This window comes from Solidesulfovibrio aerotolerans, from assembly GCF_009856865.1.
Taxonomy (GTDB): domain Bacteria; phylum Desulfobacterota; class Desulfovibrionia; order Desulfovibrionales; family Desulfovibrionaceae; genus Solidesulfovibrio; species Solidesulfovibrio aerotolerans.
This window is the reverse complement of the sequence record NZ_WVUD01000063.1, coordinates 1-13983: the sequence shown is the minus strand read 5'-3', so window position 1 is coordinate 13983 and position 13983 is coordinate 1. Positions and strand designations below refer to the sequence as shown.

Annotated in this window: 7 protein-coding genes; 3 read left to right on the top strand and 4 right to left on the bottom strand. The window is 53.4% G+C overall.

The features are described from left to right. Positions 1-797: 797 nt before the first annotated feature. From GTA51_RS18990 to GTA51_RS18975, 4 genes are read right to left on the bottom strand one after another with little or no spacing between them, the layout of a single operon-like run. Positions 798-3668, bottom strand: a complete 2871-nt coding sequence (locus GTA51_RS18990; RefSeq protein WP_160963929.1) for an ATP-binding protein — start codon at positions 3666-3668, stop codon at positions 798-800. Positions 3669-3678: 10 nt separating this feature from the next. After that, complete coding sequence (locus GTA51_RS18985) at positions 3679-6558, bottom strand: DUF1156 domain-containing protein (protein WP_160963927.1); 2880 nt, start codon at positions 6556-6558, stop codon at positions 3679-3681. Beyond that, a complete protein-coding gene (locus GTA51_RS18980; RefSeq protein ID WP_160963925.1) occupies positions 6559-7611 on the bottom strand; it encodes a hypothetical protein in 1053 nt (350 codons plus the stop codon). Next, the gene (locus GTA51_RS18975; protein WP_160963923.1) at positions 7611-11165 is read right to left on the bottom strand and encodes a helicase-related protein; all 3555 of its coding nucleotides are present in this window, start codon (positions 11163-11165) and stop codon (positions 7611-7613) included. Before GTA51_RS18975 ends, GTA51_RS18980 begins: the two co-directional genes overlap by 1 nt. Before the next feature lie 383 nt (positions 11166-11548). Here GTA51_RS18975 and GTA51_RS18970 point away from each other — a divergent pair, with 383 nt between their 5' ends. From GTA51_RS18970 to GTA51_RS18960, 3 genes are all read left to right on the top strand, one after another. Continuing rightward, positions 11549-11914, top strand: a complete 366-nt coding sequence (locus GTA51_RS18970) for a hypothetical protein (protein ID WP_160963921.1) — start codon at positions 11549-11551, stop codon at positions 11912-11914. A gap of 188 nt (positions 11915-12102) precedes the next feature. Next, positions 12103-12324 (top strand): hypothetical protein, encoded by a 222-nt coding sequence (locus GTA51_RS18965; protein ID WP_160963919.1) that lies wholly within the window; start codon positions 12103-12105, stop codon positions 12322-12324. A 667-nt stretch (positions 12325-12991) separates the two neighbouring features. Then, on the top strand, positions 12992-13210 hold the full coding sequence (locus tag GTA51_RS18960; protein WP_160963917.1) for a hypothetical protein: 219 nt from the start codon (positions 12992-12994) through the stop codon (positions 13208-13210). The last annotated feature ends 773 nt before the right edge of the window (positions 13211-13983 follow it).

The window sequence follows — 13983 nt, the reverse complement described above, 5'->3', positions numbered from 1 at the left end:
CTCCGGAGGCTTGCGGGGTACCAGCTAGGGGTACCAGGATATAGGCAGCGAGGGTGATTTTACTCTAACCTCTTAGAATCGTTTGGCGTCCCCAAGGGGATTTGAACCCCTGTTACCGGCGTGAAAGAGGCAGAGCAGACTCAAACACTTTTTCAAACACCGTCATATACTTAGATTTTTTCCGTTCATGACGCTCAAGAAACTCACCACGTTCATGGCGTGATGTGGACAAGCATGTGGACCAGCTTTTGACCGGCGAATTGGCGTACCTGCCCTCTATGTGCCTACTCCAAAATCCCCTCAAAGTTTTCGCCGCACACTTGGCTATCGTCGCTGAAGTTTTCCGGCTCAGGAAATACCGGGTTCCAGACGACTAATAACTGGAGGATATAGCTTTGAATTGAGCAAGCAGGCGCAACCCCACGCGTTACCGTACGACACGCCCTTTGAAGTTGCCTTTGTTATCATATAACTTTACAGACGATCCGTCGTTACTTGGTATCATCCGGCCTACAAAATTTCCTTTATTATCATAAATTCTTACATTGTCCCCTTGCCCGACTGTTCGTCCTTGAAATTTGCCTTGATTGTCGTAAATTCTTGCATTTTCATCAGGTTGATTTCCATTTGTATCAAGCGATTCCCTGGCTATACAATACGCAGGCGTGTTACACGTCAACAAAAAAAACGCAATGGCAAAGATTGTGCTTTTCATATGCATTTGCCCTGTATTAATCTTTTAAAAAACTTCCTACAGACTTGTGTTGTTGATGTTTTCTGTTGACACTGCAATCGACCTATGATTCAAACTCGGCATTTTTAAAATTTAGAACATTGCAGTTCTCTTTTACTGACCGCTGCACGCCGCCATCGAAGCCTATGGATGAATCTGCCCGAATCTCAATAGCGATTTCGACCTTCACCCCATGACGAGAAGTAAACTGCGAAACGACCTCATCGACAAGGTCTGAGAATTGTTTTTTTGCCAAGATGGGATCAAGATCGATATTGCAGTAGAAATGCTTTTTTACAGACTCTGCTACTTCTTTTTTATCCTTGCCGGTCTTCTCGTCTGTAGTTTTTTCTTTGCCAGTTGAATTCTCGTCGAGAGAGTCCTCTTCCTCAACACCCTGAGAATTACTATTTTTTTTCGCAATTGCAATTCGTTCAGCTTCTTCAGCGGCACGCTGAGCTTCGACCTGGTGCTGGTATGCTGCGGCGGCGGCGGTGGGCTCAATCAAGAGCAGCGCATTACTCAAGAGTAGTTCGGATGACGGGCTACATGCGAAGCCCAGGTAGCCCCCGTCCTCCTTGCCCTGCGCGAAGCCAAAAAAGTCATGGCCCTTTGCACCATCCATCATGGTCTTCTGAAACACAGCGTCGTCCTTCAGGCGGGGCAAGTACAACTGCTGGCAGGTCTGCTGCCAGACTTTGAGTGCACTGAATTCCTTGACGTCATCTTTCCAGAACCAATCCTTAAGCACCTTGGCCAAATGGATCGGAGCCCATGCAGTGATCAGGAGTTCATTCTCTTTGAGCACTCGCTCGATTTCCTGCGTCAGGTTCGGGGTGCCAGCGTTTATCTGGAATTGCTCCCACTTGACGTCAGACATACCTTTTCCCGGCTGGGCTTCCTGCATCGGGGCGACTAACCATTTGTAGGTCTCGCGGATCATCCGGCGCAGGGCATCTTCGGCATCGGTAAGGCTTTTACCTGCTTGCCGGGCCTGGAATTGATCCAGGTTGAGCTTCATCTCCTTGATGTCGCTGACAATGGACTGCCAGGCCAGTGTCGAACGGACCTGATCCTTGAGTCGATTGACAGTGTCGCCGTCGGCAACCAGAAAAATCAGGCGGTTTTGCTTGAAACGCGGCTGGTCACCACGATTTTTGAGAATCTTCCCCGCTTGTTCAAGGGCAAAGCTTGGCCCAGACTTACTTAATGCGGCGTCGGGAGGGAGCACCACAAGGCGCAGTTGCCAGTCATCGGGGACGTCGCTGCTGCCCGTGAAGACATGGGTGGCGTTAAAGACTCCGTTTCCCTGAAAGGCTTTTTTGACGTGCTCTCGGATGAACGGGAAAATGTCTTCCTTGTCCTGGAAGCGGCGCTTGCGGTCCTCCATCTCCCGGCGCAGGTTGGGACGGGTGTCAAACCAAAAGCGGTCATTACCGCTGTTCAGGTAATGGAGCCGGTCAACCAGACGACGCAACGCGTCCTTGTAGAGACCGACTTGTTGCCCAGGATGTGCGGCCCCAAGTGTGATCCTCTCAACCCCAATGCCTCGTACCATTTGATTTGGTGTACTTGGGGCGCTGCCCAGGAAGATCGTCCGGGCTGTACGGCGGCATGCTTGCACACTTCCCAGACGGGTATCAAAGCTCTCAATCTCCGTGGTCTCAGCCCGCTCTCCGTCGATGTCTTTTTCCACCACCGGGTCCCATCCCTGCGGCAGATAGTAGATCACCTCATTGCGGGTGTCGGCGTCGGCCAAGGGAAAGCTCCCGGGCATGATCAGCGGGTCTTTGTCGTTGTCCTTCCACAAGCGGTGGATCACCTTGGCCATGAGTTTCAACACGCCACGGGTGCGCTGGAAGTTAGCCAGGGATGACCAGTCCTCGTAGAGGCGGTCAAAGACCTCCGGATGAATCGGGTAGGCCTGCATCAACCGGTCGAAATAGTGGCTCTCCTGAGTATCGCGCGGGAAGGAGTCGCCGTTGGCGGTATAATAATCCGCAAAGGCCCGGCATACGGATTCCGCAGCGGCCTTGTCATTGATATCGGTGAAAAGACGGCGGCGGACTATTTCAAAGGCTTCTTCCGTGGCAACAGGCTTCCACAGGGCCTGGATGCGCCCGAAGTAGTGGGACAGGGCCGAAAGGGCCTGCACTCCGCGCTGGCTGCCAGCCTCCCTGTCCGATTCGGGAAGAGAAGCAAGCAGCACCGCCGTCGGCACCGCTTTGAGGGCCTCGGTAAGGGCCTGCACGAAGCTTAAATTAGAGTCGAGAGTTCCGCCGGTCAGGGTGACCCCTTCCGCAAACTGGCGCACATAGCCCACCAACTCGTCGACCAGGATCACGCAGGGTGAATATCGGCCGATCAGCGTTTCCAGGACAGCTTTCCCAGGAGAAGTTCCCGAGGAGTCGGCGTCAGCCACCAGGGCATAACCGTCGGCTTTGCCTAATTGCCATGCCAAGTCGCCCCATAGAGTCCGAATGGTCTGCCCTTCCCGCACCACAGGCTGGTTTGGAGATGACGTGATGCCATCGAGCACGACGACTTTCGCATGCGGCAATTCGGTGATCCCGGCGGCGTCAAGGATGGCCGGGACGCCTTGCAGGTCGCTGACCATGGTCTTGCCGCCATCTCGGCTCACAAGGTGGTAGACCGCCAGCATGGTATGGGTCTTGCCGCCACCAAAGGCGGTCTGGAGCTGGATGACCGGGTCCCCACCCCGGCCGGAAAGACGCTTGACCACGGAGTCCAGCAAAAGCCGCATCCCTTCTGTGATGAAGGTGCGCTGGAAAAATAGCGCCGGGTCCTGGTACTCAGCAGTTGCCGTGCCTGCATGAACACGGGACAGGTCGGCCGCGAACTCAGCCTGCTTGAAGGTGCCCTTGAGAACGTCCTCGTGGGGAACCGCGATTTCACGCCAAGGTTTGAGGCTCATAGTGACTTCCTTATGAGAGCAAGCTCATTTGCGTGCCGTGTCCGGTTTCCGTCGCAGCCTTTTCGATGCCTGTCCAGGCGGTGACCAGTTCATTATAAGCCCGGGCCTCTTCAGACCAGCCCTTGCGCTCGCACAGGGTGTACAGGCGATAGGCCAGGGCGCGGATCGGTTCCGCCTTTTCCGGCATACGGGTCAGGAGATGTCCAGCTGCCGATTCCCCATCCTGGTTCAGGGCACGTATCAAGTGGTGCAGAGCTTCCCAGATCGGGGTCCGGGTGTCAGTCTCCGGCGACCACTGCTGCGGCAGTTCACCCCACTTGAGCAATCGTAGGTTGCCTCCCCCGCTTTCCACGACGCCTGCCTCAATGAGTCCGCCGACGCTGGTCCCTTTGGCACGGGCCAGCACATCGGCCTCACCATACATGCCGGTGGCCCAACCTTGCTGCTCGAACCAGTGCAGGCAGAACTGGGTGTCGTGGTCAAAGTCGTCCTCGGCAAAGAAACGGTTGATCAGCTGGAGGGCGGTTTTCACACGCATTGGCGTGCCATCGGCTTCAAGCACGGCGGAATATTGGCTGAATATCGCCATGCCCGGTCCGATGATGGCCTGGGAAAGGTCCACCGGCGCGACGGGAGAGTTGACGCCGCCCCGGGTCATCTCGTCCAGGGCTATGGGCAATGAAGCGTTGAGTTCGCGCAGAAATTCGCGGCGGCTTACCGAAAGGGCATCCGGCGAACGTTTGCGGCAGACCAACACGATGCTGGAGGCGAGGGCATTTGTTTTTGCTTTTAGTTTGTTTGCTGACTCAGTCTGGATCGGCCATGTCCCTGTGATGGCGAACCCAGCTTTCAATACCGCCTCAAGGAATGTTTCCCAGCCGGTGCTGGAGGTGCCTGCCTCGCCCTTGGTTTCTGCTTGCTTGAAAGCATAGTATATGGTGACCGGAAAAGCCGGATGAGCCTGCTCGGCCAAGTTATGCATAGCGCGGGTCATGCCGTCAAGAAAGAACGCTTCGGCCTGCTCCTTGCCGCCGTGGCGGTAGGGTGTAGCTACCAGTTCTTCAGCTTTCGGTACTGAAAGTGTGGCAAAAAGATCAGGAAATATTGATCGCAGCGAACGACGCATCCACACATAGAAGAAGTCGGACAGGTCTGCATAAGCTATGTTGTTATAGTAAGGCGGGTCGGTGGAGACAACTTTCCCAGAAGTTTCATGTTGTTCTGTTGCGTCATGTTGAGCAGAAAATCCCACAACACTGCCATGGCTTAATGACGAAATGCCTTTAACCTGTCTTTCTAAAAGATTTGATATACTTCCAGTTGAAGTAGAAAAAACATTACATTCTGAAAAATCCCATACCATTGAAATCGCTTGACGTGAAAATGTGACAATCATTTGTTGATTGATGTTATTCCAACCACAAATCATACTGGATTGGTTGGATTGCTGATCTATTAAAAAAGCCAAATATACCCCAACGGCCTGTGCATAAGCGGTAGCCCCAGTTCCACCTTCGTCAATTCCTTTCCCATCATCTGGCACACCAGCGGCGAGAGCGTCATCGTGCGCCTTGGTGATGGCCTCGATCACCAAGGAGGAGAACGTCGTCAGGGCCACAAGCTGGCGGAGGGTGAAGTAATCGCCGAATACCTTGAAGCCATAAATCCGTCCTTGGGCATTGCTCGCAAAGGTGCCACGGCAAGGCGTTTCAGGTCGCCATTCGGGAGTAGCTTTGCGGGCAATGTTTTCATGATCACTAGTAGGGGGCAAATAGACACGACCACGTATTCCCTCGGCAACGATCGCCATCAACCTGGCCCCCATACGGCCAATATTGGCTTCATCATCGACATATTCATACTTGATGGGAGCCTCAGAAAATATGCAACGAAAGGCACCACGCGATACTTTTGTACCATTATTCGCCCCTTCCGGCGGCGTCCCCACCTTGACCGTGAACCGGTAGCTATCGCCCTCCACCACTGGTTCCACATAGGCCTCCTTGCCCGTCTTGCTAGAGAGCACGAACGTCGACGCTATTGGCACGTCGACATGGCTGAAGGCCGGGTTGGGGCTTTTCACTGTACGAGCCCAAAGCCAGGCGATCACCGTGAGTTTCTGCCCGACCAAAGGCTTCAAATCCGGGCGTTCAGCCGCCATAGCCTCGGTAACTTCTATCTTCGGATAAAGGTGGCCGATGCGCTTGAACGCCTCATCACGCATCCAAGCCCCATAGCGCCGCACGTCCTCGGCAAGCCCCATGGCTCCCTTCCAACCCTCGTGCAGTGCCCCTTGATTATCATCCTTCAGCCGAGGCCCCACAGGAGCCCTACCGGAGAACTTGGGGGGAATCTCGATCATGGCCTTGTTGATGGTCACGGCCACGGGGTTCAGGTCCGAGGCATAGGCCTCCAGTCCGAGCCGCTGGGCCTCCAAAGGCAGCGCACCGCCACCAGCGAAAGGGTCATGAAAGGCAGGCAACTTTTCCGGGTTGAATAGCTCGGCCGCTTCTGGATGATTCTTGTTCAACTCGCAGGTTTCACGCCAGGATCGCCATATCTCAGCCCTCGCCCGATCAAGAACCTCTTCGTTGGTAGTGTTCTCCCAGAGCACGAGGTCTTCGATAATCTTGAACAAGCGTTCCCGCTCGATGGCGGCCTTCTCTTTGTTCATCCCATATTTGAAGCCATCACCTGCCTGATAGCCGGGGTCATTGACCATTTGGGCGAAGATCACCGCCCGAGCCGCCGCCAGAGGACGACGTGCCCACCAGAGGTGCAGGGTGCTGGGGTGACCATGGCGAATGGATTTCTCACGGGCTGCCGCCACATTGATCTTGTCCAGGGGAAGGGCGACTTCGATGAGCTTTTTCGGGGACTTGATATTCATTTAATCGTCGGCCTCCCAGCCAGCTTTTCCTTCGCAATGTTCACAACCTGAAAGATATGTATCATTCATGCTTCCAGTACTTGACTCGTTGCACCACTGGCATTGCTCAACATTATCACTAGTGGAAAAGCAATTTGTACAAAAATACATGCCCTTCCTCATCACAACGGTGTGATACCCACAACACTCCCCACAATTAGCAGGATCGCAATCTTCTCCTCCATCCTTATATGATCGATACATTGCAGACGGGTCGGACAGAGCAGCTACTAAATGTTCAGGGTTAATTTTTTTTCCACAGTGACGACAGCGGCTATGCCCTTCCCCTGCAATAGAGATGCTCCGTAAACAATGCGGGCAATCTATTTCCACTTGTATTTCAGAGTGGTCGCAAACAAGACACGCAACAGGCGAGATAACTTCATCGATAGCTTCTGGAACAGCTGACTTATAAGAGCAGACGCTGCATTTTTTTGGAGTATTGCCTCCTTTTTTCACCTTTTCTAGTTCTGGCTTAAGTGCTTTGTATTTTGCGCTAAGATACTTCCTATGGCTTTTCATTAAGATTTCAGCGCGCGCAATATCACTGTTGAAGTCTGAAAAGTGGGCACCCCAGCGATCAAGCTGGCGGTAAAGATAGAACCAGGAACGGCATTGCTCGGACACGATTTGCTGTTTCGCTTTCCCCTCACTGTCCACGTCGCAATGGAAGAAGTGAACCATTTTATTTCTGTGTTTTGCTATCGTGCGAAAGCTATCAAATGCTTCGTTCGGTATCTCTACCCTTGCTATGTCTCGCAAACGCGCCCTTGCCTCATCCATCGTAACTGAAATAAAATCTCCAGACACAAATCTTGCATAATTAGCTTGCTCTGGTTTTGAGACAATCAACGACCAATGTTCCCTCATTAGACGTGCCTTCAAAATCATTTCAACGGCGGCACAAAAATGTATGACTGAATATTTTGGAAAGGATTCAAATTCAGTGACTGCTCTTTCCAAAAAATCAAAAGCATTCCGCACTAACGAATCAAAGATTTCTTTCTGATTCATCAGACCGACTCCGCCCGCGACAGAAGTTCTCCAAGGTCAAGGTTGATGCTGGTCACCGCCCAGTCGGGTTCCTGGGTGAACGGCTCACGCACGTAAAACGGCCCCTCATGCTGGTCGCCGTCAACCAAAACAATGGCGAGAATGAATTTGTCCTGCTGGTTCAGGCTGTAGAGGATTTCGTTTCGGGTAACGGTCACCGTACCGCTCCCTTTAGCTCGCCCTTTGACCTCGATATGGCGGGAGGATGGAAGTTTGCCGTCCACCGGCCTGGGCAGGCTGGTCACATCCCAGCCGCACTTCTCCGCAGAGACGTCGAAGACCTGATGGCCGAGACCGCGTTCAGCCTCCATGACCGCCTGCATGGCAATCCGCTCCACCTGTGCCCGGGCAGCCGCATCTGCGGACCAAACATCCACGGATTCCGGCTCTCCTTTGCGCTGGGCCAGAAGCCCGGCCGGGATAACCAATGCTCCGCCCGCGATAACTGGCGTGGCCGAAACGACATGACGCCTCGCCATAAGCTCCTTCTCCCGAGACTGGCGACGGGCCGTTAAGTCGTCAATGGTTCGACGGACGTTTTCCAAGGGAAGCCGGACGTCCTTGCCTGCCGCCATGTCATCTTGCAACTTGATGTACCGGTCAGACCAAAAATTGATTTCTTTGACGAGACGTTCGTGGACGGCGTTAAGCGTCTTGTCCACATCACGCTCCCGCCGGGACCGCACCTCATCGAAGTGCTCCGGCACAAGGTGGGTCGAGGCCTGGGCCAACGCGAGTTGCTCCAGGTTCTGCGTGATCCAGGAAGCACCGAGCACATCTTCGATCAGGGGAATGTCGGCGCTGGCAATGGGTTCCAGGTCGAGGTGGGGAGCCCATCCTGCATTGGTTGCCTCGCCCTGAGGGTCTATGCCGACGAACTGCATCCTGCGTGAGACCACCTGAGATGGGTCGGCTCCTTCTTTGACGCTGTGGTCGATAATAAAGATCACTTTTGGCGTGGTGCCCATATCGCTGGGGTCGACCAGCACCGCACCCTGCTTAAGTTTGTTTCGGTGTTGCTCCAGCACGATGTCGGTGACGGACTGCATGAGAGGATGCCCTGGGTGGAGCAGGCTGGCCATTGGCGTGCCAATGCGGTCGAGGAGCCGAACATACTGCTTCTCGAAACAAACACGTTCATATTTGCGCAGCACAGGATCCAGGTTCCGGCGGTCACGGCCAGTAATGCGACGATCACGCTCCCGGATCGCGGCAGGGACATGAGTGATCTCGTAGCGGCCAGTTTCTCGGGGACGAAGAGCACCACCAAGCTGCTGGAAGGCCTGACTGAAAAAGGAACGAATAAAATAGGGCTGGAGCTTCCGTGCCTCGGCCTTTTCCATCTCTTCCTTGACGGCAAAAAGACGGCGTTCGTCCATCACCTCTTCGCAGAGGGCGTTACGCTTGATGATGGATTCAAGGCGTTGGGAGTCGAGGGCACCTTCCACGACTTGAAGCACCCGGGCCTGAACTTCCGGGTCAGCGCCATAGCGGATGGCTCTTATCAGCAGGTCCTTGAGGCTCATCTCCTCAAAAACCTCACCCAGGATATCGAACACCCGACCGCCCAAAGCAGCCCGCTCGACCTCCAGCTTTTCGAACAGACGCTGAAAGACGTCACCTTCTCGGGTCTCATTGGCGACCATATTCCAGAGGTGGCAAACCTCAGTTTGGCCGATACGGTGGATGCGGCCGAACCTCTGTTCCAAACGGTTTGGGTTCCAAGGCAGGTCGTAGTTGACCATGAGGTTGGCATTTTGCAGGTTCACACCTTCGCCAGCCGCGTCCGTGGCGATGAGGACACGCACCTCGGGATCATTACGGAACATCTCCTGCACCTTGCGGCGCTCTTCCCTTTTGACCCCGCCATGGATCAGAACCACTGAATCTTCTCTGCCCACATCCCCGAGGAGACCACGAATCCTCACGGCAAGGTAGTTGAGCGTGTCCCGGTGCTCGGTGAAGATGATCAACTTTCGCTGGCGGCCATTGACGTCGTGCATCTCCGGGGTATTTTGAAGCAAGCTAGACAACTCATCCCACTTGCGATCCTGGCCGGAGTGCACCACTTGCCGCGCCTGCTCTTCAAGCTTTTCCAGGATAAGAATTTCGGCTTCTAATTCCTGGATGGTCTGGGCGGCGGTGGCCTGATCAACTACGGCTTCCTCGAATTTCTCGTAGTCATCGGCTGACATGGACTCCCCAGAGTCCCAGACGTCCTCGGGGGCTCCATTGTGCCCATTGTCTGGCCCATAAGGGATCAGGGTCTCGGCCAGGGCTTCACCTCGTTGGCGCAACTTCTCCTCTTCCACACGACGGGCGAGCTTATTCCTGCGGCGCTTGAGGGACTGATAAATGGCTTCAGGGCTGGAGGCGAGCCGCCGTTGCAAAGAGGTGAGGGCAAATCCCACGTTACCCTTGCGCTGACCATCGAGGTTGTCGGCCCGGTTCATCTCCTGCTTTACGTATTCGGTGACAGAGCCGTAGAGAGCGGCTTCGAGGTCGGAAAGCTTGTAATTGGCGGTATAAGCCAGTCGCTCCGGGAATAGTCGAGTGCCGTCGAAGCGGAACATCTCCTCCTTCACCATGCGGCGCATGAGATCAGAAACGTCCACCTTGTGCGCCCCGTCACGGAATTTGCCATAGAACCGGTCAGAATCCAGCAGTGACATGAAAAGTTGGAAGTCCTCTTCCTTGCCATTGTGCGGAGTCGCCGTCATGAGCAGAAAATGTCTGGTGATGGACCCGAGCAGTTCACCAAGCTGAAAACGTTTTGTCTTGTTGACCTTGTTGCCGAAGTAGCTGGCCGAAAGCTTGTGCGCTTCGTCGACGACTACCAAATCCCATTGCGAGAGGCGCAACTTGTCCAACAGGTCTTCATTACGGGAGAGTTGGTCCACCCGGGCAACCAATAAATCGAAATCATCGAAGGGATTGCCGCTGCGGGACTGTTCAACCTGCTCCCTGGAAAACAGCGAGAAGGACAGGCCGAACTTCTCGAACATTTCATCCTGCCACTGCTCGACGAGGCTGCCCGGGGCCACGATGAGGATACGCTTGGCATCGGCCCGCATCAGCAGTTCCCGGATGAACAGCCCGGCCATGATGGTTTTGCCTGCCCCTGGATCGTCGGCCAGCACGTAGCGCAAGGGCTGGCGCGGTAGCATCGACTCGTAAACTGCTGTGATCTGGTGAGGAAGGGGCTCCAGATTGGATGTGTGGACGGCCATCATGGGGTCAAACAGATGTGCCAGATTGATCCGGTAGGCCTCAACCGCGAGCTTGAAATCTTCGCCCGGAGCATCGAAGGCCCACGGTCGTCCAGCCTCGGCCAAAGACAGATTAGCCTCGTCGGTGCGGAAAAGCATGCGCTCCAGGAGCCTGCCATCGGACGTCTTATAGTAGACGGTAAGGGCGCTGTCGCCGACCGGCTCCGTAGTGACGATCCGGACGACTTGGCCGGGTTCTATCCCGGAGATGGCGGCATTCTTCTTGATAGCTTCGAGTTTTAGCATAGGCTTGGTGGCGATACCTTCCCAAGACGGTTCTAAAAAGGTTCCTGTACGATGCCACCGAATGGCCTGAAAACTGTCTCGCCCCGGGCAAAAGGCTGGACATAAGGTTTGGAATTCTTTACGCCCAAGTAAGGTCACAAGCAAGGAAACATGACAACTGGAACGCGGACCGGGCACATTTCTTGGTCGGGATGACCATACATGGCTACCCGCCCGACCTCCAGGACGCAGCCATCAGGTGGTACTTCGGCAGGAGGAGGCGTTGTCGGCGCAGTGGGTAGCCTGAATTTGAAAAGTGTGTAATAAGCCATCACCATCAAAGCACTTATTGAAAGTTTGTGGAGCTTCAGAATATAGATCATCAGAGAAGGAGGCAATTGACAATGCTCAAGAAGATCGACCAGTTCAATATTGAGTTCTATGACACCCTTGGGACGTCATATCTTCCATGTGACAAAGCTGGAATCATAGTAACTTTAGAAAACAAGAGAAGAATGTATGGCTGTAGGCAAAATATAGACGGAGTGTACGAGGCTTTTATTTGGAGTCCTAGATACGAAGAATTTATACCTGGAAAATTGCTCAAAGAAGTCACAGAAAGACATGCTGAACTCTTTCTTGAAGAATACACCGAAGACGACAGACTGCTTCAAAGGCTCATACTCAGATTTCCTATGGAACCAGACGAACAAGTTTTTACTGTCGGCGAGGAAATAGTCATCTGTATTGGAAGCCCTGAACCGTCCTAGTAGAAAATAACAGTGCAAAAAGTATGGCTAAGAATACGCTTTTTTGCACGCAAGCTCTCTTTGTACTTTCTCCGCGGCTAGCAACTCACATACTCGAGCGCTTGCTTTTTCTGCTTTACCCGTGACCAGCCCCCTGGCCCAGGATATCCTTCTGGCAAATTCCTCAATGCCACCAGGAGGGCCATCAAATGAGCCTTGGAGATGACCAGTTACTTGACCTGAAGGACTCGATTTTTGCCGCATTCCGCCCCATAGAGAGCTTGTTCAAGGTCATGGGCAGCGCGTCCGTGGACGAAGGCGGTGAGACGACTCGGCTTTGCTCGGAAATCGGATTGGAACTGGCCCGGATCTTTCGAGGCAAGCTTGATGCCGCCCTGGACATCTTGACAGCCGAGACACGCCGTCCCTGACGTTGCTCGAGACCAGCCCGGCGTACTTATTTGCCACCTTCGCCGACCACTGGTTTAGACTGTAACGCAGCGATTTCATACGAAATAACGCTGAAATACGTGCGTGGCAATTTGAACCACCCTGCCCGAGCATCGCCTACTCCTGATTCTTGCCTCCACCACTCCCAGCACGTGCTTATTTGGTGCCCTCCCCGAACCGGGCAGGCCGGCAGTGGCCTGTTCAACTCCCTGTTTTTTTATGATTCTTTACAACCCTCTCCGTCCCGCTTATCTCCAGCCCTTTTTCAAAAATCATGCCAAAGTCTTTGCACATCTCCAGGCCATAGAAGCATGAGGATGCACTACGAAAACTGAGAGATATACTAAGCGAATTTACCAATCTAGTAATAATGGAATGAAACAAATTAACCGCACAACACTTAAAAATTTACTGCAAAAACTTGAAATTGGCGGTTGACTGGTGCGCTTGCGTAGATATATCTTCCGCATGAAAGGAGACAAACGCTGAAACTGGCTGAGTGCGACAGAGGAAACGATTTTTTAACTTGCGCAGCAGTTGACTTATACGGTTGCTGTCGTATCTGTTCCGTAGGCAAGGAGGCAAATGCTGAATCTGACCGACAGTGGCAAGGGAAACGAACTCAAACCTCGACAATAAGGATTTATCATGTCTACGACACCAGAAGAATTTTTCAATTTAAGTTTTGAGCTGAAGATGGATTTAGCCAAGGCTTTCCACGATTTTGTCGCGAAGAGCAAGCTTCCGTTGGATTCGGTAGTGAGCCTCAGTATGACCGCAAAAGTGGAAGCTGACCATTACGATGCGGACAGTTTTGACGCGTTCTGTGACTATTTCGCGGCACTCAACGTCAGCATTTCTATCTAAAACTGGAACGGATGGCACATGGAGTGTTTTTACGCTACTTTTCACTACAGTAACATGCAACGAGACGACAATAATTGGAAAATAAGACTTTACGGAGAGATTATGAATAATATCTTGGAAGTAGTGGCCACAACTCAGGCGGCCATGGATGCGATGAAAGCGAACTGTGAACCTAACTGCACCCCGCATGACTACGAAACCTGTCACCAGTGTTGGGATATGGAGACTAAAATGGAGGGTCTTATGCGCCTCTATAACGAGGTTAAGAACGCAACTGGGCGTTAACTTGAGCAAGGGGCACCTTCTTCGCCGGGGGTGCCCCTTTTACGATTGCACAACTGGGCACGGCTGCAAGGCCATTGACCAGGTAAACATGCGAGCCGAGGCCCCATCCTTGAGAAGGGGCAAGCCCAACGACCAGCGAACACGCCGTTCCACCTGATCTTGCGCGACAAGGGGACTTCGACGACGCCGGCTTCGCCCAGAATCCAGGCGCTTATAGTGGATGCTCACAGCCACAGGCAGGAGACGCCCCGCAAGCCTGGCAAGCAAAAAAAGAGCACTTGACCCTAAGGGGCTTGACTTCTGTTTATGATGGCAATAATTTTAAAAGAAATAATATTCTCAAGGAGGTGGGCCGCAAAGAAACCGGACGAAGACTGCACATCTAGCTGAAAAACTGTATTTACCTACCCCTCCTATCTGCACCAGTCGCTGAAACCTCACAAGTAGTCCCCCGAAAAGTCGGCCAAAAACACGGCTGGGGTCTTTTT